At 69.9% G+C, this 22,166-nt stretch carries 17 protein-coding genes; 12 read left to right on the top strand and 5 right to left on the bottom strand.

Features of this window, described 5'->3' with window-relative positions:
* Positions 1–2: 2 nt before the first annotated feature.
* The 6 genes from VMD91_12910 (at position 3) to VMD91_12885 (ending at position 7,136) form a co-directional block, all read left to right on the top strand.
* Positions 3–2,705, top strand: a complete 2,703-nt coding sequence (locus tag VMD91_12910) for a DctP family TRAP transporter solute-binding subunit (protein HTW84966.1) — start codon at positions 3–5, stop codon at positions 2,703–2,705.
* On the top strand, positions 2,702–3,835 hold the full coding sequence (locus tag VMD91_12905) for an ABC transporter substrate-binding protein (GenBank protein HTW84965.1): 1,134 nt from the start codon (positions 2,702–2,704) through the stop codon (positions 3,833–3,835). The genes VMD91_12910 and VMD91_12905 overlap by 4 nt, the downstream gene beginning before the upstream one ends.
* 133 nt (positions 3,836–3,968) lie before the next feature.
* Entirely contained in the window at positions 3,969–4,850 is an 882-nt protein-coding gene (locus VMD91_12900; GenBank protein ID HTW84964.1) for a branched-chain amino acid ABC transporter permease, read from the top strand.
* Positions 4,847–5,713, top strand: coding sequence for a branched-chain amino acid ABC transporter permease (locus VMD91_12895; GenBank protein HTW84963.1), 867 nt, complete (start codon positions 4,847–4,849; stop codon positions 5,711–5,713). The genes VMD91_12900 and VMD91_12895 overlap by 4 nt, the downstream gene beginning before the upstream one ends.
* On the top strand, positions 5,713–6,432 hold the full coding sequence (locus VMD91_12890; GenBank protein ID HTW84962.1) for an ABC transporter ATP-binding protein: 720 nt from the start codon (positions 5,713–5,715) through the stop codon (positions 6,430–6,432). Before VMD91_12895 ends, VMD91_12890 begins: the two co-directional genes overlap by 1 nt.
* On the top strand, positions 6,429–7,136 hold the full coding sequence (locus VMD91_12885) for an ABC transporter ATP-binding protein (GenBank protein HTW84961.1): 708 nt from the start codon (positions 6,429–6,431) through the stop codon (positions 7,134–7,136). Before VMD91_12890 ends, VMD91_12885 begins: the two co-directional genes overlap by 4 nt.
* Before the next feature lie 1,132 nt (positions 7,137–8,268).
* Here the strand turns inward: VMD91_12885 and VMD91_12880 are convergent.
* On the bottom strand, positions 8,269–8,649 hold the full coding sequence (locus VMD91_12880) for a hypothetical protein (protein ID HTW84960.1): 381 nt from the start codon (positions 8,647–8,649) through the stop codon (positions 8,269–8,271).
* Positions 8,650–8,930: 281 nt separating this feature from the next.
* Between VMD91_12880 and VMD91_12875 the strand changes: the two genes are divergently transcribed.
* On the top strand, positions 8,931–9,620 hold the full coding sequence (locus VMD91_12875; protein ID HTW84959.1) for an MgtC/SapB family protein: 690 nt from the start codon (positions 8,931–8,933) through the stop codon (positions 9,618–9,620).
* 13 nt (positions 9,621–9,633) lie between these two features.
* Here VMD91_12875 and VMD91_12870 read toward each other — a convergent pair whose 3' ends face one another.
* Positions 9,634–10,626 (bottom strand): WYL domain-containing protein, encoded by a 993-nt coding sequence (locus tag VMD91_12870; protein ID HTW84958.1) that lies wholly within the window; start codon positions 10,624–10,626, stop codon positions 9,634–9,636.
* Positions 10,627–10,755: 129 nt separating this feature from the next.
* Here VMD91_12870 and VMD91_12865 point away from each other — a divergent pair, with 129 nt between their 5' ends.
* The 5 genes from VMD91_12865 to VMD91_12845 all read left to right on the top strand — a co-directional run bounded on the left by VMD91_12865 (position 10,756) and on the right by VMD91_12845 (position 16,354).
* A complete protein-coding gene (locus VMD91_12865) occupies positions 10,756–12,093 on the top strand; it encodes an ABC transporter substrate-binding protein (GenBank protein HTW84957.1) in 1,338 nt (445 codons plus the stop codon).
* 106 nt (positions 12,094–12,199) lie between these two features.
* The gene (locus VMD91_12860; GenBank protein HTW84956.1) at positions 12,200–12,745 is read left to right on the top strand and encodes an AMP-binding protein; all 546 of its coding nucleotides are present in this window, start codon (positions 12,200–12,202) and stop codon (positions 12,743–12,745) included.
* Positions 12,746–12,823: 78 nt separating this feature from the next.
* Positions 12,824–13,204, top strand: a complete 381-nt coding sequence (locus tag VMD91_12855; GenBank protein HTW84955.1) for a BlaI/MecI/CopY family transcriptional regulator — start codon at positions 12,824–12,826, stop codon at positions 13,202–13,204.
* Position 13,205: 1 nt separating this feature from the next.
* The gene (locus tag VMD91_12850; protein HTW84954.1) at positions 13,206–15,422 is read left to right on the top strand and encodes a pentapeptide repeat-containing protein; all 2,217 of its coding nucleotides are present in this window, start codon (positions 13,206–13,208) and stop codon (positions 15,420–15,422) included.
* Positions 15,423–15,481: 59 nt separating this feature from the next.
* Positions 15,482–16,354 carry a pentapeptide repeat-containing protein gene (locus VMD91_12845; protein HTW84953.1) on the top strand — a complete coding sequence of 291 codons (873 nt, stop codon included), beginning with the start codon at positions 15,482–15,484 and terminating at the stop codon, positions 16,352–16,354.
* Between the two features lie 3 nt (positions 16,355–16,357).
* On the opposite strand, the gene VMD91_12840 is transcribed toward VMD91_12845, so the two are convergent.
* From VMD91_12840 to VMD91_12830, 3 genes are all read right to left on the bottom strand, one after another.
* Positions 16,358–16,753, bottom strand: a complete 396-nt coding sequence (locus tag VMD91_12840; GenBank protein ID HTW84952.1) for a hypothetical protein — start codon at positions 16,751–16,753, stop codon at positions 16,358–16,360.
* A gap of 160 nt (positions 16,754–16,913) precedes the next feature.
* Complete coding sequence (locus tag VMD91_12835; protein ID HTW84951.1) at positions 16,914–21,080, bottom strand: SNF2-related protein; 4,167 nt, start codon at positions 21,078–21,080, stop codon at positions 16,914–16,916.
* A gap of 16 nt (positions 21,081–21,096) precedes the next feature.
* Complete coding sequence (locus VMD91_12830) at positions 21,097–21,810, bottom strand: AAA family ATPase (GenBank protein HTW84950.1); 714 nt, start codon at positions 21,808–21,810, stop codon at positions 21,097–21,099.
* Positions 21,811–22,166: the final 356 nt, after the last annotated feature.

Genomic DNA, 22,166 nt, shown 5'->3' with positions numbered 1-22,166 from the left:
GATTGACTCAGACGCCCCAGCTCGCGTCGTTCGCCCGCACCGTCGCGACGTCGGCCGACGCGGTGCGGCGCGCATCCGAGTCGATCGCCGCCGCCGCGCAGGACCAGACCGCACTGATGACCGCGCTGGCCGACGCCACCAGCGCGCTGGCGATCGAAGCGCGCGCCGCCGCCGGGCGGCTGGAGTCGACCCGCGACAACGCGCGCCGCGCCGGCAACGACTTGGCCGCCTCGCTGCGCATCGTCGAGGACCTGCTGCACTCCGTGCTGGCGCTGGCCGCGCTCTCGGAGAGCACGGCCGGCGCGATGGACGACTTCGGGCGGCTGATGGGCGAGATCGGCGCCATGACCGAGTTCGTCGAGGAAGTCTCGGACGAGACGCAGCTGCTGGCGCTCAACGCGGCGATCGAAGCGGCGCGCGCGGGCCAGCACGGGCTGGGCTTCGCGGTCGTCGCCGGCGAGGTCGGCCGGCTGGCGAAGACGACCGGCGAGTCGACCACGGCGATTCGCGATCTGGTGGCGCGCATTCGCACCGAAGCCGAAACGACGATCGCGACCGTGCGCGACGCGGCGCGGCGCAGCGCGCGCTCGGCGCCGTCGGCGCGTCTGGCGGCCGAGATCCTGGGTGCGGTCGCCGCACTGGCGCGCGACGTCGCGCTGGCGCTCGAAGAGGCCGCCGAGGAAGGCCGCGCGCACGCGACGCGCGCCGGAGAGGTCGGTCGCGAGACCGAGAAGCTCGCCGCCGCCGCGGCGGAGCAAGGCCGTTCGGCGCTCGAGGCGGCGTTCTCGACGCAGCGGCTGGCCTACTACGGCGCCGAGATGCTCTACGCGTCGCGCACGGCGCCCAGCGGCCGCAGCGACGTACGCACGCTGCGCTGCGCGACGCTGTTGCCGCCGGGCTACCCGCCGACGCGCGCCTGGGCGCGCTTCGCCGAGCTGGTCGCCGAACGCAGCGGCGGCGGACTGCGGGTCGAGCCGGAGATTCCGTTCCGCGGCACCGAGCTCGAGGCGCTGATGCGCGTGCGCTCGGGCGAGCTGGACTTCGCCAGCGTCACCTGCTATGTCGCGTCCTCGCTGCTGCCGCTGGCGCAGATCTTCGACTTGCCGTTCCTGTTCGCCGACGCGCCGTCGGCGCACCGCGTGCTCGACGGCAACCTCGGGCGCTACGTGCTGCACGCGTTCGAGCCGTTCGGCTTGCGCGGGATGGGCTACTTCGAGAACGGCATCCGCCACTTCACCAACAGCGTGCGCCCCGTCGCGCACCCGAACGACGTGCGCGGAATGCGCGTGCGCATCCAAGACTCGGTCGTCTACCTGGCGCTGATGCACGTCCTGCACGCCTCGCCGAAAGTCATCCCGTTCGACCAGGTCTTCGCCGCGCTGCAGTCCGGCGACGTCGACGCGCAGGAGAACCCGCTGCCCAACATCTTGGGGACCAAGATGCACGAGGTGCAGCGTTACCTGACCTTGACCGCGCACGCCTACAATACGCAAATCGTGCTCGCGAACGCCGCCTCGTTGGAGAGCTTGAGCCCCGCCGACCGGGCCGTCGTCGACGGCGCGCTGGCCGAGGTCATCCCCTGGCATCGCACGGTCGCGGCGGACGAGGAGCGCCATGCGCTGGCCGAGCTGCGCACCCTGATGGAGGTGCGCGAGCTCGACCCGCAGGAGCGCTCGGCGTTCGTCGGTTCGGCGACCTTTGTGTGGGAGCGCATCGGCCGCATCTTCCCCGACGCCGTCACCGACTTGCTGCTGGGCGGCGATCTGACGGACTTCGCGCCGCCGGCGCAGAGCGCGGCGCAGCGCAGCGCCGAGCACCACCGGTTCGCGATGCAAGACATCGTCGACGCGATCGACGGCGCGATCGAAGCACTCCACGCGTCGGCCGGCAACGCCACCGACCAGGCTCGCGACCAAGCCCCGGCGCTGCGGCGGCTGGCGCAGACGGCCGGGGAGATGAGCGAAGAGAGCCGCACGCTCTCGGAGCGGTTCACCGCGCTACTGACCCGCTTCGCGACCGCGCAGGACGACGTCGAACGCACCCGCGAGACCGTGCGCGAGCTGGCCGAAGCGGTGCGCGAGCTGGCCGAGAACGCGCAGGCCTCGCGCGGCGCGCTAGGGCGCTTCGCGGGCCTGATGGAGCGGATCGGCGAGATCGTCGCGCTGGTGCGATCGGTCTCCGACCGCACCAACCTGCTCGCGCTGAACGCGGCGATCGAGGCCGCGCGCGCGGGCGAGCACGGCAAGGGCTTCGACGTCGTCGCCAGCGAGGTGCGCCGGCTGGCCGAGCGGACCCGTGCCTCGACGCAGCAGATGCGCACGGTGCTGGGCGACCTCGGTGCGCGCGGCGCCAGCGCTTCCGAGGCGATCTCGGCCGGCGTCGTGCAAGCCGAGCGCAGCGCCCGTCAGGCCGAGGCTGCCGAAGCGGCCTTGGCGCGCATCGACGAGTTCACCGGCAACGTCATCGAGACGTTGGCCGACGCGCAGCGCGAAGCCACCACCGAGTCGCAGCGCGCCTTCGCGATGCGCGGCGACTTCGACGAGATGGCCGCGCTGACCGAGTACCACAGCGAACAGAGCCTGCGTTCGGTCGAGTCGACCCAGGCGCTCGAACGCGAGCGCCGCGCCCTCTTCGCCGAGGGAGCACCGAACACGGCTGCGAACGCCGCCCTCCAATCCCCCGTGTCTCCAGGAGAACATCGATGAAACGATTCACGGTGCCGGCGCTCGCCCTTGTGGCGATCGCCGGGCTCGTCGCGCCCGTCGCCGCGGCCAAAGGCCCCGCGGCCGGCAAGACGGTCCACGTCGGCGTCATCGCCGACGTCACCGGCGCGGCTGCGGTCTACGGGACGCCGCAGAAGAACGCCTACGAGCTGGCCAACGACGACGTCAAGTCGGGCAAGCTCGACGCCGGCGGCGCCGATCTCACCTTCGACGTCCAGGACGCCGCCACCGACGGCGCGCAGGTCGTCAACCTGATGCAGAAGTTCACCACCGACGGGTCGACCGCGATGGTGCTCGGCCCCACGCTCTCGGGCGAGGCGTTCAAGGCCTTCCCGCTCGCGGCGCGCGCCAATTTCCCGGCTATGGGGACGTCGACGACCGCCGAAGGCGTCACCGCGCTCGGCGCCAGCATCTACCGCGACTCGCTGGCGGAGTCGCAGGTGATCCCGACCACCGTCAAACGCACCTTGGCGAAGTGGCACTACAAGACGGCCGCCGTCATCTACGGCGACGACAACGCCTTCACCAAGACCGACGGCGACCTGTTCGCCCGCGAGCTGAAGGCCGCCGGCGTCGACGTCGTCGACACCGAGACGTTCCACCAGAAGGACACCGACTTCCAGGCCGCGCTCACGCGCATCTCGTCCAAGCATCCCGACGTGATCGCAATCGGCGGTCTGTTCCCCGAGGCGACCAAGATCATCCAGCAGGCCGGCAAGCTCGGCATCAAGGCGCACCTGATGGGCGGCAACGGGCTCAACTCGCCCGACATGGAGTCGGTCGCTGGCCCGGCCGCGCAGGGCTGCGTCGTCGGCGCGGCGTGGTACGTCAACGCCAAGTATCCCTCGAACATCGCCTTCGTCAAGGAGTACACCGCGAAGTACGGCAAGGCGCCCGACCAGTTCGCCGCGCAGTCGTACGCCGGCGCGCAAGTCGTCGCGTATCTCGTCGCCCACGGCGCGACGACCAAAGACGAGATGCTGGCCGCGCTCAAGAACGTGCGCGAGATCCAAACCGTCCTCGGGCCCATCGGCTTCGACCAAAACCGCGACGTGAAGTCGTCACCGGTCATCCTCGAAATCGTCAAGGGCGGGTTCACGTACTTTCATTAGAATGGCGCTGCGCCCTGGGCTCCGCGCCCCCCGCGGTGCGGAGCACCGCGGGGGCCCCCGGTCCGAGCTCGCAACGACGTAGGAGGAAAGGCGCGATGGTTCTGCGCTCGCTCCATCACCGTTTTCTCTCACCATGATCTTTCAACAAGTCTTCAACGGCTTGCTCTTGGGCGCCGTCTACGCGTTGTTTGCGGTCGGATACACGCTTGTGTTCGGGGTGCTCGACATCTTGAATCTGGCGCATGCCGCGATCTTCACGGCGGCGGCGTTCGCGGCGCTCTCGCTGTGCGCGAAGGGAATGCCGCTGCCGCTGGCCTTCCTGGTGGCGGCGGCGATGGCGGGGATCATCGGGATCCTGCTCGACCGGGTCGCGTTCGCGCCGCTGCGGCGGCGCAACGCGGGGACGCTGGTGCCGCTGATCTCCTCGATCGGCGTCGCGATCATCATCATCGCGATCCTGCAAGGCATCTACGGCGTCGACGAGCAGCACTTCAGCAACCTCGGCCTCGACAGCGCGCCGGCGATCCATCTCGGCCCAGTGACCTTCACCGCGGTCGAGGTGACGATTCTGCTGCTCGCGATCGTGCTGATGCTGGTGCTCAGCTGGATGCTGCGCGCGACGCCGCTGGGCCGCAGCATCCGCGCCGTCGCGGCGGACCGCACCGCGGCGGCGCTGCTGGGCGTGCACCTCGAGCGCACCATCGCCGCGACGTTCTTCATCGCGTCCGCGCTGGGCGGCGCCGCCGGCGTGCTGTTCGGCCTGCAGTACAACAGCGTGACCTGGGACATGGGCAGCCCGATCGAGCTCAAGGGCTTGGCCGTCATCATCTTGGGCGGGATGGGCAGCATCACCGGCGCGGTCGTCGGCGGCTTCATCATCGGCGCCGTCGAGGTCGCCTCGACCGCCGTCGGCCTCTCGGAGTGGCGCGACGCGATCACCTTCGGCGTCATGTTCCTCATCCTCGTCGTCCGTCCGGCCGGCATCTTCGGCCGCCGCTCGCTGCGCCAGGCGTGACCTTTCTCGCCGACTTCTACGCCAAGCACTCGCAGCTGATCGATCAGATCGGCGTCAACGCGATCCTGGCGCTCTCGCTGTCGGTATCGCTGCAAGCCGGGCAGCTGGCGCTGGCCCAGGCGGCCTTCATGGGCATCGCCGCCTACGTCTCCGCGATCCTCGCGCTGAACGCGCACTGGCCGCTGATCGCCTCGATCCTGGCGGCGATGATCGTCTCGTCGGTGGTCGCGGCGCTGTTGGCGCTGCCCGTCAGCCGGCTGCGCGGCATCTTCCTCGCGATCGCGACCATCGGTTTCGGCGAGATCGTGCGCGTGTTCGCCAACAACTTGCAAGACCTCACCGGCGGCGGCCAGGGCCTGAGCAGCATTCCCAGCGACGCGACCACGCCGGTCATCTACGGCGCGCTGATCCTGGTCGCGCTGGCGCTGTGGCTGCTCTCGCGCACGAAGTTCGCGCTGGCCGTCGCGTTGACGCGCGAGGACGAGTATGCGGCGCGCGGCGTGGGCGTCGACGTCGGCCGCGTGCGCCTGCTCTCGCTCGCGCTCGGCGGCGCGATCGCGGGGCTGGGCGGCGCGCTCTACGCGCACTCCTCCTTCTTCATCGCCCCCAGCGACTTCGGCTTCGGCCGCATGGAGCAGATCCTGGTGTGGTGCGTGATCGGCGGCGTGACGAGCCCGCTGGGCGCCGTGCTCGGCGCCGCGCTGCTCTCGATCTTGCCCGAAGCGATCCGCTTCTTGCACGACTATCGCGACGTCACCAACGGCATCATCCTGCTGGCCGTGATCCTGTTCGCCCCCGGCGGCCTGTCCTCGTTCTGGCGCGGCCGCCCGCGCGCGCCGCGCCCCGCGGAGACGCGCGCCTGATGCTGGTGCTCGACGACGTCGCCGTCAACTACGGCGGCGTGCACGCGCTCGACGGCGTCTCGCTGGTCGTCGAACCGGGCAGCGTCCTGGGCCTCATCGGCCCCAACGGCGCCGGCAAGACGACGCTGATCAACGCGACCACCGGTCTGGCGACGCTCGCGCGCGGGACGATCGCGCTCGACGGCGCGCGCGTCGACGGTCGACCGCCGCATCGCGTCGCGCGCGCCGGGATCGCGCGCACCTACCAGAACATCCGCCTGTTCGGCGCGCTCGACGTGCGCGCCAACCTCGCCGCCGGCGCCTACGCGCGCTCCCGGCGCCTGGACGAGCCGGCCATGCGGGCCCTGCTCGAGCGGGCCGGCGTCACCACCACCGATCTCGACGCCACCGCCAGCGCGCTCCCCTACGGCGACCAGCGCCGGCTCGAGATCGCGCGCGCCCTCGCCGCCGCGCCCCGCATCGTCATGCTCGACGAGCCGGCCGCCGGCATGAACCCCTCCGAAACGGCGCGGCTGGTCGCGACGATCCGCGCGATCGCCGCGACCGGCATCGGCGTGCTGCTGATCGAGCACGACATGCCGCTGGTCCGCGCCGCCTGCGACGCCGTCGTCGTGCTGAACTTCGGCGAAGTCATCGCCCGCGGCACCCCCGCCGAGATCGCCCGCGACCCGATCGTCATCGAGGCCTACCTCGGCACCGGCGCGGAGCACCTGGCATGAGCGCGCTCCTGCGGGTCACCGGCCTGCGCGCCGGCTACGGCAACGTCGAGGTACTTCACGACGTCGCCGTCGAGCTCGAGGAAGGCACGCTGTGCGCCATCGTCGGCGCCAACGGCGCCGGCAAGACGACGCTCCTGATGTCGCTGGCCGGCATCATCCCCAAACGCGCCGGGACGGTGACCTTCAACGGCGTCGACGTCACCCGAGCGCCGTCCCACGTCCTGGTCCGCCGCGGCCTGGTGCTGGTCCCCGAAGGCCGCCGCATGCTGGCCCAGATGACGGTCGAGGAAAACCTGGACGTCGCCGCCGCCGCGGCCGGCCAAGCCGGCTACGCGCGCATCCCGGGCCTGCTCGACCGCTTCCCGATCCTGCGCACGCGCCGGCACGTCCCGGCCGGCTCCCTCTCGGGCGGCGAACAGCAGATGCTGGCCATCGCCCGCGCACTGGCGATCAATCCGCGCGCCCTGCTGCTGGACGAACCCTCGATGGGCCTGGCCCCGAAACTCGTCGACGAGATCTTCGCCATCATCGCCGCCGAACGCGCGCGGGGCACCTCGATCTTGCTGGTCGAGCAGAACGCCCGACGCGCCCTCGCCCTCGCCGACCGCGCGTACGTCATGGAACGCGGCCGCATCGTCCTCACCGGCACGGGCGCCGAGCTGGCCACGCACCGCGACGTCGTCTCCGCCTATCTCGGCGGTTGAGAAACACTTACAAAAGCGGTGGAATGCTGCGAAACGCCGTGCATAACAAAACTTTCTTGTGGACAAGCGGCCAATGGAGCGAGTTTCCTCTTGCGCGCCGCATGGCCCACTCGTATGATGCAAACACGCCGACGGCAACGGAGGCGGGCGAGATACGAGAAGCTCGCCGGTAGCGAAAACGAACGATGAGCGGCTCACGCCGCACAACGAAACGAACGAAACCGATCCGAAGTTCGACGCCAAACTGGCCGCGCCCACGCGCGTGCGAGTATGCGCGCAGATCGATTCTCGTGCCACGAGCCTGTGCAGCCTTCTGCGCGGGCTCGTGTGCTTTTCGGGGGCGTTGTGGCGGGCGAGTGATGCACGAGCTGCGCGGGGCACGTGTTGCGCGCACGTCCTGTGCGCGCAACACTACCGCTCCGCGGCTACCGCCCTCCGGGCTCTCGCCGCTCCGCGAGTGCCCCGCGCAGCTCGTGCATCACTCGCCTGCGGCATCGTTCGCGAAAGCACGGGTGGGGTGCTCCGAAAGCTTTGATTTCGAGCGGGGGTGGGTGTGGATTGCGTGAGTTGGTGTGAGTTGGCGTGGAGAAGTGAACTTTCTTGTGGATATGAGGGGGCGGTGTATTGCGTGATTGTTTTGCGTGCGTTAGGGTTTGATCACGTCAACGAAAGACGACGTGCGAGTGAGCCGAGAGACTCGCTGCGAGGGGTGGAACGATGTGCGGCGCCAGCCGTACGGGGGACGCGACCTCGCGACACGAGTACGACGCTGGACTGGCTTGCGGCACCGCTTGCGAGTACACGCGCAGATCGACTCTCTGGCGCTCGAGGCCGACCGGGTTCCCCGGCCGGCCTCGATGCTTTTTTCCCAGCCGGCGGCGCGGGGACTTGCGCTCGGCGCTCGGCGGGAGTAGGATTCGTCCACGCCGGTTGCGCGCCGGCGGGCGAGTCGCGGGAAGCTCGCCGGTGGATGTCGCGGGTTTGGCGGAAATCCGACGGGTCCGCGCCGCCGAGACGAGGTACGACGCCGTCCTGGCCGAGCCGATCGGCGAGGTCGAGCGCAGAGCGGATTCCCACGCGTTACGAAGCCGCCCGGCGCCGGGCGGCTTCGTCGCGTCAGCGGATCAGCGGCCTAATTTCCGTTCCAGGCGGTGAACGGCGCCGGCTTCGTGTACGGCGGCCCGACTTCGATGGTGACGTCGAGGTGCTGGGTCAACTCGATCTTGCGCGGATCGCCGGTGTAGCGGTTGCCGTCGACCCAGGTGACGATGTGCTCGCCCTTGCGCGGCTTGGCGCCGGCGACGTCGGTCGGCGTGAGCGGTTGTCCCCACACGCCGAAGAAATTCGCGAGCGTGAAGCTGCGGAAGTACGGCGACTCGACGTGGATGATGCCGTCGGGCGTATGCGTGTGCAGCCAGTAGAAACAGCCGGCGATCAGCGGCCGGCCGACGTCGGGCGGAATGCCGACGGGCTTGCCGTGATCGAACACGGCAAGGTGTTGATGGATGTGCAACACCGAGCCTTCCATCGTATCGCAACGAATGCCCTGAACGGGTTGCCCCGTCGGCACGTCGGCCGACGCAAGCGCTCCGGCGCCAAGCGCGATCAGAAGGCAGGCAAAGACACCGCTTAATGTACGCATAACCACACTCGGCTACTCTAACGCCCGCGAACGGCTTGGCGTTTCGCTTGACCGCGACGGTCGGGTCGAGAGCCAGATGACACGTGCTGCTGCACGAGGTTGCCGGCACCAGCGCCGCGGGAGGGCGGCGCGAGACGGGGAACACGGGCCCCATGGAGGCATCGCTGCCGTGGGGCGAAGCCGCCCTCCGGCTCTTGGTCGCAGCCGCGCTTGGCGCGGCGATCGGCATCGAGCGCGAGCGTGTCGACCAGCCGGCCGGCCTGCGCGATCACGCGCTGGTCGCGCTCGGCGCCGCGTTGCTGATGATCGTCTCGCAATACGGCTTCACGCGCGTGCTGCACGCGCCGAACGTCGTGCTCGATCCCTCGCGCATCGCGGCCCAGGTCGTCAGCGGCATCGGGTTCATCGGCGCCGGGACGATCATCGTGCGGCGACGCAGCGTGCGCGGCCTGACGACGGCGGCGAGCGTCTGGGCCGCCGCGGCGATCGGCTTGGCGGCCGGCGGACATCTCTTCATCGCGGCGGGACTCGCGACCGTGATCGCGCTCGCCATTTTGGCGGGGATGCGCTCGTTCGAGAAGCGCCTGTGGGTGCGCTCGCGGCGCGCGACGATCGTGCTGAGCGTCGAGAGCGGATTTCGCGTCCACGACGCACTCGACGCGGCGCACACGGCCAGTCTGCCGCCGGTCGGCCGCGTCGAGTTCGGACGCGCGGAACCCGACGGCACGCAGCGCGTCGAGCTCGCGCTCGGTGCGGGCGCGTCGGCGAGCGCGCTGGCGCAGCTCGTCGACGACTTGCGCGCGAATCCCGCGATCCGCACGGCCGAAGCGCGCTTGGATTGACGCGCGCCGACCTTCAGCCGGCGGTTTCGGTCCCGTAGCGGCCGGCCAGGCTGGTCGCGATCTCGGCGGCCGCGCGGCGCGCGGCCGGCGGCGCGACGATCTCGGCTTCGGTTCCCCACTGCAGCGACCAACGCACGATCTCGAGCGGATCGACGACCCGATAGGTGATCTCGACGCCGCCGTCGGCGCGCCGCACCACCGTGCGGTGGCGCGCGATGGTCGTCGCCGTCGCCGCCTTGGCGACGAGCGGCGAGAAACGCACCGTCACCTCGGCCGTCGCATCGCCGTGGAAGACGCCGCTGACCGAGTTCGCGCCGTACGCCTCCAGGTTGAAGTCGGCGGGCCGTTCGAACGTGCGCGGCGTGACGTCGACGCCGGTGACGTTGTCGACTGCGAAGACGCGCATGTCCGCGCGCGTGTGATCGTAACCGACCAGGTAGATGCGCCCGGAGGAGACGATGAAGCCGTACGGGTCGACGTTGCGCTTGGTCTGCGCGCCGGTCTTGTCGGTGTAGCCGAAGTTCACGCGCCGCCGTTCGCGCTCCGCGCCCTGCAGCTGCTCGAAGACGCGCTCGACGTCGGGCTCGAGGGCGACCTCGCCGAAGCGAATGGCGAGCGAGGTCGTCTCGACCGAGACTTCGGTGCGGCGGTCGCTGGAACGCAGCAGCTTCTGCGTCGTCTCCTCGATCGCGGTCGCGAACGTGCCGCCCAGCGACGAGCCGAGCCGCTTGAGCGTGACCAAACCGAGCAACTCGCGGTGCGAGAGGTTGAAGCGGCGCAGGCTGTAGCCTTCCGCGAACCGATACGTGCCGCTGGCGCGATCGAAGAACCACGGGAAGCCCGCATCGGAGAGGACGCTCAAATAGCGGCGCAACGTCCGCGTGCTGGGGGGCTTCTCGTCGGCGATCTCGTCTTTGAGCTGCTCGAAGCTGAAGCGGCCCTCGTCGATCGCGGACAACAGCCGCACCAGCAGGACGACCTTCGGTTCGGCGCGCTCCTCGGCCACGTCCCGGCAGTTCGGCGTCCGCCGCCGGGGTCCGTTCCCCGAGGAAATCTTTGGTATACCTGACGTAGGGCACGCAAGCGCGGCGAAGAAAGGCTCGCCCAACCGCACTCATTCCCGGCAAGGAGCACCATGGACGATCACGCCTCCGTCGATCGCAAAGAGTTCCTCCGCCGTACCGGCGCCCTCGGGCTCGCCGGCGCGGCAACCCTCGGGTTTCCCCTGCTCGAAACGCGGATCGCCGGCGCGGCGCCACTCGCACCGCCTCGCGACGTCATCGCGGCCGGTGGTGGAGTAACCGTCAAGATAGGCCACGTCGACAGCTTCTCCGGCGTCTACGCCAACGCGGCCGCCTCGCAGAAGCTCGGCTTACAGCTCGCCCTCGACCAAGCCAACAAGAAGAATAGTCGCATCCAGTACGTCGCCATCGACGGCGACGACCAGTCGAAGCCCGCGGCGGGCGAGACCGAGGCCAAACGACTCATCCAGCAAGAGAAAGTCGACGTGCTGTGCGGCGGGCTCAGCTCCGCCGTCGGTCTGGCGGTCTCGGCGCTGGCCGAGGAGCAGGGCATCCTCTTCGTCGCGATCGGCACGCACGACACGAACATCACCGGCCCGAAGGCGCACCGCGCGACGTTCCGACAGACCTGCTCGAACGCGATGCTGGCCAACGCGGTCGGCCCCGAGCTCCTCAAGCACGGGAAGAAGTGGTACTTCCTGGTGGCGGACTACGCGTTCGGCACCGACGCACACACGCGTCTCGAGCGAATCCTGCTCGCGCACGGTGGCGAGGTCGCCGGCGTCGACTTGCATCCGCTCGGCCAAACCGACTACTCATCGTACCTGACGAAGGCGCGCAACACGAACGCGGACACGTTGGTGTTCTGCAATTACGGACCCGACACGATCAACGGCGTCAAGAACGCCGTCGCGCTCGGCCTCAACAAGAAGATGCTCTTCGGCGGCATCCTGAGCGGCAACGACGTCGCGGTCGGATTACCGGTCGACGACATCGTCGGATCGCTGTGGGGGTACGTGTGGGGCCCGGAAGCCGGGGGTGATGCGGCGAAGTACTACGCCGCGCTCAAGACCCGTTCGGCGAACGTCGACTGGCGCCAGTACCTGGGCTTGATGACCGGCATGAACCTCGTCAATCGCATCGAGCACGCCGGCACGACCGACGCCGAGAAGCTCGTCGAGGCCTTCGAAGACTACCACTACGACGGCGGCAAGGCCGGGCCGACCTACTTCCGCAAATGCGATCACCAGGCGATTCAGGGCACCTACGCCGGCGTGATCGTGCCCAAGGCGAAGCGCCGCGCGGCCAACGAGTTCTTCACCATCGCCGACCGGGTCGGTGGCGAGTTCGCGGCCGAGTCGTGTGCGAACAAGGACAACGCGGCGGCCGCGGCCGTCATCAGCAGCGAGAAGCTGCCGACGCGCGAGGGGTACACGCCCCTCAAGGTCTAGCCGGCGGCTGCGACCAGCGATCCGGGCGGGTGCGGCAGCGCACCCGCCCGTCGCTTTTGGACGGGTCGAAGGTTTCGCTTGGAGGGTTCGCGGAAAAACGGGCCCCATGCTCCCGCCCACGCTGGCCGACCTCTTCTGCCACGGTGACGACTTGCCGCTGTGCAACGCCGCCGACGCGGTCGGCGCCGCGCTGGTCACGCGCGGCTTGCGCCCGGGCGACCGGGTCGCGGCCCTGCTCGCGGACGACGAGCCGGCGCTGGCGGCGCTGCTGGGCGTGGCGACGGCCGGGTTCGCCTACGTGCCGCTCGGCGCCGAGCGCATCGGCGCCGCGCTGCGTGAGAGCAAGGCCCGGGTGCTGCTGGTCGGACCGAACGCGCCCCGCGCGGCCGGCCTGGCCGCCGCGGACGCCGGGATCCCGGTGGTCGAGCTGCAGCTGGACGGCCGGCATGCCGCGCTGCTGAACGGCGAGCCGGTGTTCGAGCCGCTGGCCGTCCGCGCCGACCTGGACGACGTCGCCCTGGCTCCGCTCGACGGCCCGGCGCTGACGCACCGCCAGCTGGCGGCTGCCGCGCGCGACCACGGCGAGGGTCCGCGCGCGGCGATGACCGGCTGGGCCACCGCCCGCCGCCCGGCCGCCCTCTCGGCGGCCTGAGCGGTCTTTTCACGGTTCTCTCACCATCAACTTAAAACATTAGTTGACAGCTGGCGCGCCGCATGGTAGCGTCAGAGCATGCCGCGCAAGAAGTCGCCGACCCTGACGGAGGCCGAGTACCGTCTCATGCAGGTCCTATGGGACCGCCCCGAGGCGACCGTCGCCGACGTCGTCGACGCGATCGGCGATCCGCCGCTCGCCTACAATACCGTGCTCACCACCATGCGCATCCTCGAGCAGAAGGGCTATGTGCGGCACAAGGCCGTCGGGCGCGCCTTCGTGTATCGCGCGGTCGTCGCACGCGACGAGGCACAGCGCAGCGTCGTGCAGCACGTGCTCTCGCGCTTCTTCGACGGATCGCCGCGCGAGCTGGTGCTGAACCTGCTCGAGACCGAAGCCGTCGACGACGGCGAACTCGACCGTCTGCGCGAGCTGCTCGACCGAGCCAAGGACAAGTAACATGCTCGAGGCGATCGTCGGCGTCGCGTTGTACGCGGTCGTCGCGAGCGTCGTCCTCGGTGCGATCTTGGCGGCCTGCGTGTTCGTGGCGACGCGAACGCTGGCTCTGACCGCCGCGACCCGGCACCTGCTGTGGACGATCGCTCTGGTCGCGACCGGCGCGATGCCCGTGCTCGGCATCGCGACCTCGCTCCTCCATAGCACGCACGTCGCGCACACCGCTCCCGCCGGCAGCTGGTCGGTGCCGCCGCCGACGCGCGACGAGCGGGCGGCGGCCGATCGCACCCGCGGCGCCGCGCACGGCGCGCCCGCCGCGCACACGCGCGCCGTCGCGCCGGCGCCCGGCATCGCGTCCACCCCGGTCGAGCGGCTGCACGACGTGCGCGTCGCGATCGCCGACAGCGTCCCGATGCTCTCGCGCGACGTCGCGCTGGGCGTCGTCGCGGTGTGGCTGATCGGCGCGGCGATCGGACTGGGCGGCTTGCTGTTCAGCGTCCAGCGCGTGCGCGGCCTCAAGCGCCGCTCGAGCCCGCTCGACAGCCCGCTGGCCGAAGAGCTGCCGTGGTTGACCGAGATCGGCCCCGGCCGCGAGATCTACCTGCGCCTCTCGTACGAGACGGAGACACCGGTGGCGATCGGTTTCCGCCGCCCCGTCATCTTGATCCCGACCGAGCTCGCGACGGCCGACGGTCTGGCCGCGATCGAGCAGCTGATCCTGCACGAGCACGCGCACTTGCGCCGCTACGACGACTGGACGAATCTGGTCCAGCGCACGATCGAGCGCATCTTCTGGTTCAACCCGATCGTGTGGCTGGTCGGCCGCCGCATCGCGCTCGAGCGCGAGATCGCCTCGGACGACGCCGTGGTCGATCGCACCGGCGCCGCGCACCAATACGCGACCTCGCTGTGGAAGCTGGCGCGCGAGATGCGCATGCCCGAGCACGCCGTCGTCGCGCCGGGTGCCTTGCTGACGCGTAAGCAGATCAGCGTGCGCATCGAGCAGCTGCTCGACAAGAATCGCGCGCGTCTGCACCGCTCGCCGGCCACCGCGCTGGGCATGGCCATCGCCGGCTGCGCCGCGGTCGCGCTGGTCGCGACGGCCGCCCCCGCCGTGGAGCTGCCGCCGGCACCGACCGGCGACATGACCGCGCCGATGACGGCGTACACGCCGGCCCCCGCGCGCGTCACCGCGTCGCTCGCCCCGCTCGCCGTCGCGACGCCGCGCGTCATCACCAAGCACGTCTACATCGTCGAACGCGAGCCGAGCACGCCGCTCGACGCGAAGGCCGACACGATGGCCTCCGCCACCGCCCAGGCGCAAGCGGCTGCGGCGCAGCTGCGCGCCAAGGAGCACGCCGCGGCAGCCGCCTCGCACGTCGCCGCGAACAGCGCGCGCGTGGCGGCCGAGACCGCGCGCACGGTCGCCACGCCCGCCTCCGAGGCGGCCGGCGCGGTCGCCTGGAGCACGCACCTGGCCACCCAGATCGCGCGCAGCGTCGGTGCCGGCGTCGCGCACGACGTGTCCAAGGAAGTCGCGGCGTCGCTCAAGGGACTGCCCCGGCAGGTCGCCGACGACGACCTGGACGGCGACGCGCACGCGCACCGCCCCGCGCACCTGCACTGGTCGCGCGACTTGATCCAGGCGTGTGCCGCCTGCGACCTGCGTCAGGCCAACCTGCAAGGAGTCGACCTGCACGGTCTGAGCATCACCGGCGACGACCTGCGCGGCGCCAACTTGCGCGGCGCGAACCTCGCGCACGTGAACCTCAACGGCGTCGATCTGCGCGACGCCGACCTGACCGGCGCCAACCTCGAGGGCGCGACGCTGAGCGGCGTCGAGCTGCGCGGTGCGAACTTCGACAACGCCAACCTGCACGGCATCACGTTGACCGGCGTCGAGCTGCTGGGGACGAGCTTGCGCGGCACCAGCCTGCGCGACGTCGTCGCCAGCTGCGTGGGCTGCGATCTGCACGGCATGGACCTGCGCGGTCAAGACCTGCACGGGATCGTCATCAGCGGCGTCGACCTGCGCGGCGCGAACCTCGCCGGCGCGCGACTGAACGGCGTCCACTTCACCGGTGTCGACCTTTCCCACACGAACTTGTCCAACGCCGACCTCACCGGCGCGATCCTCGACGGGTGCGACCTGAGCGGCGCGAACCTCGACGGCGCTCGTACCGGCGGGATCCAGCTCCACGGGACCAGCCTGGGCGACTAGGCCGGCCCCGTCTTCTTTTTTGCCCCGTTCACCTAATTCGATAGTTATAGGAGGTCCCGATGATCCGCCCCCTCGCTCTCGCCGTGGCCGTGACCGGGCTGCTCGCCGCCGCGGTGCCGGCCGCCGCTCGCGACACATCGGCGTTCGACCGCGAGCTGATCGGCTCGTGCGTCGGCTGCAAACTGCCCAAGGACATGCGCGGGCTCGACCTGCACGGGCTCAAGTTCACCGGCGACGATCTTCAGAGCGTCGACTTCTCGCGCGCCAACCTGCGCGACGCCGTCTTCACCGGCGACGACCTGAGCGGCGCGCGCTTCGACGGCGCGGACCTGACCAACGCCAAGTTCATCGGTGCCGATCTGCGCGACACCTCGTTCGCCAACGCGCGGATCGACGGCGTTCGCTTCGTCGGCGTTCGTCTCGCGAGCGCGCACCTCACACCGGAGGCCGGCCACGCCGTCTTGCGCGAGTGCACCGGCTGCAACTTGGAAGGGCTCGACCTGCACGGTCAAGATCTGGACGGCATCAAGATCGTCGGGTCGAACCTCGAGGGGACGAACCTGCACGGCACCTCGCTGCGCGATGGCGACTTGGTCGGCGTCAACGCCGCCGACGCCGACTTCGGCGCATCGGATCTGCGCGGCGCCACGCTGATCGGGGCCGTCTTGCGGGACGCCCGGCTGGGCGGAGCGACGATCGGCGACGCCGTCTTGTGCAGCGACGCCGTCACCGTCGAGGACGGCCACGTGCGCCGCACCAACTGCACCGATCTGCGCGGCGTCGACCTGCACGGGCTGGACTTTCGCGCCGCACGCTGGTGCCCGAGCCACGAGGACGACGCGAGCTGGACGCGCGACTGCCGGCTGGTCACGCGTGACGAGCTGGCCCGTTACGCGCATGCCGACCTGACCGGCGCGGTGACCGGCCCCTAGCCCTCAGTCGCGGTTGGCGAACTCGCTGTCGGGGTACTCCGCGTCGAGCCAGTCGAGCATGTCGCTGCGGCGCGCACGCGCGTCGTCGAGATCGAGCTTGGCGTACAGCTGCGCCAGCGAGTACGCGTACTTGGGGATCCACGGGTCGCGCGGGAACTTGGCCTGCCAGTCGCGCAGCGCGTCTTCGACCAGCACGGCCTTGTCGAAGATGTGCTCGGCCTCGTCGGGCACGACGTCGGCCCGCGCGGAGAGGTCCTTGATCGAGTTGCGAATCCCCAAGATGCTCATCTTGAGGCGGCCGAAGTAGCGATCCGCCGGCGCGAGATCGTTGGTCGAGACGGCGAAGGCCGGCGCGGTGAACGAAAGCGCCAGCAGCAACGCGAGAAGAATCCGCTTCATGGAAGAGACACGTCCTTGTGAGCGCGCGGCACGGCGGGAGCCGGGTGCCGCGTACCAAGGTCATCGGCAGCGCGCGGACGCGCAATGAGCCGCGCGGATCACACGATCGTACGGTCGCTGACAGCCGAGTGACGGCCGTCACCGGCCGTGCGGGCGCCGCTTATTCCGGGTCGCTGAACAGGAACGCGAGATCTTCGCGCGTGAGCGTCTTGGCCACCGCGCTGTCGGCCTTGATGACCGCGCGCGAGAGCGCCGACTTGCGCTCGGCCAAGGCGCGGATCTTCTCCTCCACCGTGCCGGCCGTCACCATTCGGTACGCCGTCACCGGACGCGTCTGGCCGATACGGTGCGTCCGGTCGATGGCCTGACGCTCGACCGCCGGATTCCACCACGGATCGTACAGGATCACGTAGTCGGCCGCGGTGAGCGTGAGCCCGACGCCGCCGGCCTTGAGCGAGCACAGGAACACCGGCGGCCCCTGGTCGGCCATGAAGCGCTCGACCTCGACCTGCCGGTCGCGGTCCTTGGTCGATCCGTCGAGATAACCGTAGGCGATCTCGCGCCGGTCCAGGCTGCGCCGCATGATCTTGAGCATCGAGGCGAAGGCGCTGAAGACGAGCACCTTGTGACCGCCGTCGAGAATCTCTTCGACCGTCTCGCCGAAGGCCTCGAACTTGCCGCTGGCTTCGGGGTCTTCGAGCGCTTCGGGCATCAGCAGCCCCGGGTGCGCGCAGACTTGGCGCAGCCGCGTGAGCGCCTCGAGGACGTGCAGCGTGGTCGCCTCGCCGCCTTCTTCGTCGAGCTTGGCCAACACGTCGCGACGCGCGGCCTCGACGATGCCGCGGTAGAGCCGGCGCTGCAGCGGCGAGAGCTCGCACTCGATGACGGCTTCGGTGCGCTCGGGCAGCTCGCGCGCGACGTCTTCCTTGGTGCGGCGCAGCAAGAACGGTTCCAAGCGCGAGCGCAGCACGATCGCGGCCCGCTCGTCGCCGTCGGCGATCGGCAGCTCAAAGCGCCGGCGGAACGAGGTCTCCGATCCCAACAGACCCGGTTCGACGAAACCGAAGATCGCCCACAGGTCGCGCAGCGAGTTCTCGACCGGCGTACCGGTCAGCGCCAGCCGATGGTCGGCCTGCAGCCCGCGCACGACGCGCGCGATCTGCGAGGCCGGGTTCTTGGCGTTCTGCGCTTCGTCGAGCACCAGCGTGCGGAAGCGAAACCGCTCGAGCTGCTGCGCGTCCAGACGTGCCAGCGCATACGAGGTGATGACGACGTCGTAGTCGTGGATCGTCTCGTACTTGGCGGCGCGGTCGCTCCCCGACTGCAGCCGCAGCGCCCGCACCGAGGGCGCGAACTTCTTGAGCTCGTTCTCCCACGTATGCGTCACCGACGTTGGCGCGATGACCAGTACCGGGACTTCGCCCTCGTTCTCCTTGCGCCGCAAGAGATGAGCGATGACTTGGACCGTGTTGTGGGTCACGATGAAGTCGTCGACCAGGAAGAGCTGGTCGGGCGCGTCGACCGCGATGCACATCATCTCGCAGTCTTCTTGATACTCGACCTTGACGATCGCGCGCGTCGGCAGGTACTTCGTCCGCGGCGTGTACGTGGACAACTTTCGCGCCAGGCGGAAGGGCGGATATTCGGGCGGCAACGAGATGCCGACGCGGTAGGACGGCTTGCCGATACGCTGCTCGCCCTTGTAGACATCCCTCGGCTCCGCTTTGTAGCCCATCCGCGCCACGCCGCCCAGTGACTGGACCAGCCAGGCGACGTCCTGCGCCAGTTGGTCGGAGACCGTCGTAAACTCGACGTGGTTGTCGGAGGTGCTTCCGCCTGTGTCGAGCAGGCCTTGCAGCAGAGCCAACCGATCCGAAATCGACGCCGTTTTGTAGACGGACGGGACGAACTTCATCGACGAGCCGAAGCCGCGCAAGCCCAGTTCTTCGATCGCCGACCAGAGCGCGTGCTGCCGCGGAATCGTGCTCTTGATGCGATAGTCGTAGCGATCGCGCAAGACGAGCTCGGTGCCCGTCGGAAGCAGCTCTTGGCATTCTCCCGACAGCGCTCGATCGGCCGTGGTCAACATCAGCCGCGACTTGCGCTTGAGCGATCCGTCGGCCAGGAGCGCGCCGAGCAGGTACGGCTCGATGGGCAGCTCCGGGCTTTGCCCGAAGTGCATCGGATCGGCGATCGGAATGTAGTGCCGCGCATTGCCTGCCGCGTCGTGCAGCCGCTCGCGAATCTCGCGCGTCGTCAGCACGCGATAGGGAAGACCACGATTCTTTCGTACCGCGGAATTGACCGCCCACAAGTGGTCGTCCGACGCCAGGGTCGAGGAGCCGTCGCTGAACGTGACGCGATACGCCGGCAGCACCCCTTGGGGATAGACGCCGATCACCGTGTGCGGCAATCCGTCGCGCCCCATGATTTGATCGCCGACCTTCAGCTCGCCGAAGATGCGCAACCCGCGCGGCGTCACGACCCGCTGATGGACGGCGATGCTCTTCCCGAGCCCCATCTCGTCGGCCAGGATGCCGCCGAAACGGAACGACGAGAGGTACGAGAGGAAGTCCAGTCCGCGCCGCTGATAGTCGCGCAGGTGTCCGTCGAGCGCCTCGGGGATCGGCACTTCCTCGATGCCCTCGAAGGTGCGCAACCGCTCGCGAATGCGCTCCACTTCTTCGGGCAGCACGACCTCACCGAACGCTTCGTGCAGCTCGTCGCGCATCGCGACCAGCGCGGCCAGGCCGGTGCGGCGGCGATCGGTCAGCTCGGAGAGCAGATTCTGGCGCGAGCGCAGGTCGGCGATGTCGACCAGCTTGCCGCGTACCTCCGCGTAGCGGCCCTTGGCGCCCAGCAGCGCGCGCAGCTCTTCGCGGGTGAGCGGCTCGCCGTCGCCGACGAACACCGCGACGTCGAGGTCGAACCAGTCGCCCGCGCCTTCGACCGCCGACGCGCTGATCGAAACGTCGATCGCGCCGTTGCCGAGCAGCGAGGCCAGCGACTCGTCGAGCCGCACCTCGACGTCGTCCCACGCCGTCCAGGTCGTGCGCACGATCTCGGCCGCGCGGTCGGGATCGTGCAGTGCGAACACGTCGCTCCCGCGCGGCACGAAGCCGCTCTCGAGGAAGCGGCGCGCGAAGCCGCGCGCGACGTCGGGTGCCCAGCGCACGAAGCGGCCGTCGCTCGACGTCACCGCGCCGTGCGAGCTGAACGGCGCGTACGCGCCGGTCGCGCGATCGGCGAACGCGAGCCGCGCCACCAGCGCGCCGTCGCGCCAGCCGGCCCGCACCAGCAGCGCCGGGCGCGCGGCGTCGTCGACGTTGAGGGCGGCGCGTTCGGCGGCGGTCAGGAACGGCGCGACCCGAGCGATCGTGCGGGTCGTGGGCTGGCGCTCTTCGTCGGGCGCCGCCTCGGCGGCGGTGCGCGCCGCGAGGATGACCTTGCGCGGATCGAACGCCCCGTCGAGCAGGTACGCGGTGCGCTCCGCGATCAGCCACGGCGGCGGCCCGTCCAGGACGAGCGCGCCGGCCAGCGCGACCGCGGCGCCGTCGTGGTTCTCGACCACCGGAACGAACGAGCCGCCCGCCCGGGCGGCCCGCAGCCGCGTCCCGCGCGGGTCGACGGCGAACGGGGGCAGCTCCGAGGGGTGCCGATTGGCCGACGGGTCGTCGTCGAAGCGCAGCCGCGGATGGCGCGCCAGGCGGAACAGCGCGCGTGCCAGCGCCTTGGCCGAGGCCCGGGCCCCGAACGCCTCCTGCACGGCGTCGTCGCGCAGCAGGCCGCGGTCGACCTCGTCCCAATCGTCGGCCGGGGTCTGGTCCATCATGGCCAGGATCGCATCGGCGTCGCGGATGACCCCGCGCAGCCGCGGCGTGTCGAGGTAGAGCGAGCCGCTCAGCGTCCCGCCGTTGGTGACCGCCAGCACCGGCCACACGGCGCGCGCACGCGGCCGTCCGCTCTCGGGATCGGCGTCGGGGATCCACGAGAGGTCGACCTCGGCCTCTTCGACCGGCGGCGGCGCGCCGACGTCCTCGGCGGTACGAACAACTTCGAGCGTCGCGACGACGTGCTGACAAACGCCCGTCGCCCCGCAGCTGCAGACCGAGCGCAGCGCTTGCGGACCGGTCCCCGTCGCCCACTCGACGGTCGTCTGGACGGGGACGCGATCTTTCACGGTGGCCTCGATGCGGTTGGGCTCGACGGAACGCAGCGCGACGCGCCCGCCCTCGACGAGGGCAAGCGCGTCACGGGTGAGATCGCGGGCGAACCAGGTGCCGATCTGCGCCGGAAGGCGAGATCGCCACAGGCCATAGGGCGTCAACCCGACGAGGGTTCGGCTACGCCGGCTGGACCTCCGGCTGCGAGGGCGCAGGCGGCTCGACGTGCGGGATCTTCGAGAAGCGCAGCTTTTCCGGATTGTCGGCGTTCACTTCCGCGAGGATGCGATCGCCGGTCCCGAAGTTGCCCTTGAGCATCTCCTCGGCCAGCTCGTCCTCGACCTCGCGCTGAATCGCGCGACGCAGCGGACGGGCACCGAACTGCGGATCCCAACCCTTCTTGGCCAACAGCGCCTTGGCGTCTTCGGTGACCTCGAGATACATCTCCTGAGCCTTGACCTCGCGGATGACTTTCTCGAGCTCGAGTCCGACGATCTCGGCGATCTGCTCGCGGCTGAGCTGGTGGAAGACTACGATCTCGTCGACGCGGTTGAGGAACTCGGGCCGGAACGCGTGCTTGACCTCGTCGAGCACGCGCGTCTTCATGCGCTCGTAGGCCTGCTCGTCGCTCGCACCGCTGTCCTTTTGCGGACGGAAGCCGATCTCGCTGGTCGTCGTCATTCCGGTCGCGCCGACGTTCGAGGTCATGACGATGACGGTGTTCTTGAAGTCGACGACGCGGCCCTGAGAGTCCGTCAGCCGGCCGTCTTCGAGCACCTGCAGCAGCAGGTTGAACACGTCCGGATGCGCCTTCTCGATCTCGTCGAGCAGCACGACCGAGTACGGCCGGCGGCGCACGGCCTCGGTCAGCTGGCCCCTCTTCGTAGCCGACATACCCCGGCGGCGCACCGACCAGGCGGGAGACCGAGTGTTTCTCCATGTACTCGCTCATGTCGATCCGGACGATCGCTTCCTCGGAGTCGAACATGAACTCCGCGAGCGCCCGCGCGAGCTCGGTCTTGCCGACGCCGGTGGGACCGAGAAACAGGAACGAGCCGATCGGGCGATTCGGGTCCTGCAACCCCGCGCGCGAGCGGCGCAGCGCCGTGGCGACCGCCTCGATCGCCTGATCCTGGCCGATAACCCGTCCGTGCAGACGTTCCTCCATGTGAATCAACTTCTCGGTCTCGCCCTCCAGCAGTCGCGAAACGGGAATGCCCGTCCAGCGCGCGACGACCTCGGCGACGTCG

It is taken from the genome of Candidatus Sulfotelmatobacter sp., from assembly GCA_035504415.1.
GTDB lineage: Bacteria > Vulcanimicrobiota > Vulcanimicrobiia > Vulcanimicrobiales > Vulcanimicrobiaceae > Vulcanimicrobium.
The sequence above is the reverse complement of the archived record's forward strand: the minus strand, read 5'-3'. Positions and strand labels throughout refer to the sequence as shown.

Excerpts from the sequence above, each read along its gene's own strand:
- VMD91_12905 (HTW84965.1), top strand. The coding sequence starts at position 2,702 with ATGAAACGATTCACGGTGCCGGCGCTCGCCCTTGTGGCGATCGCCGGG.
- VMD91_12900 (HTW84964.1), top strand. The coding sequence starts at position 3,969 with ATGATCTTTCAACAAGTCTTCAACGGCTTGCTCTTGGGCGCCGTCTAC.
- VMD91_12890 (HTW84962.1), top strand. The coding sequence starts at position 5,713 with ATGCTGGTGCTCGACGACGTCGCCGTCAACTACGGCGGCGTGCACGCG.
- VMD91_12885 (HTW84961.1), top strand. The coding sequence starts at position 6,429 with ATGAGCGCGCTCCTGCGGGTCACCGGCCTGCGCGCCGGCTACGGCAAC.
- VMD91_12875 (HTW84959.1), top strand. The coding sequence starts at position 8,931 with ATGGAGGCATCGCTGCCGTGGGGCGAAGCCGCCCTCCGGCTCTTGGTC.
- VMD91_12865 (HTW84957.1), top strand. The coding sequence starts at position 10,756 with ATGGACGATCACGCCTCCGTCGATCGCAAAGAGTTCCTCCGCCGTACC.
- VMD91_12860 (HTW84956.1), top strand. The coding sequence starts at position 12,200 with ATGCTCCCGCCCACGCTGGCCGACCTCTTCTGCCACGGTGACGACTTG.
- VMD91_12855 (HTW84955.1), top strand. The coding sequence starts at position 12,824 with ATGCCGCGCAAGAAGTCGCCGACCCTGACGGAGGCCGAGTACCGTCTC.
- VMD91_12850 (HTW84954.1), top strand. The coding sequence starts at position 13,206 with ATGCTCGAGGCGATCGTCGGCGTCGCGTTGTACGCGGTCGTCGCGAGC.
- VMD91_12845 (HTW84953.1), top strand. The coding sequence starts at position 15,482 with ATGATCCGCCCCCTCGCTCTCGCCGTGGCCGTGACCGGGCTGCTCGCC.
- VMD91_12840 (HTW84952.1), bottom strand. The coding sequence starts at position 16,753 with ATGAAGCGGATTCTTCTCGCGTTGCTGCTGGCGCTTTCGTTCACCGCG.
- VMD91_12830 (HTW84950.1), bottom strand. The coding sequence starts at position 21,810 with ATGTCGGCTACGAAGAGGGGCCAGCTGACCGAGGCCGTGCGCCGCCGG.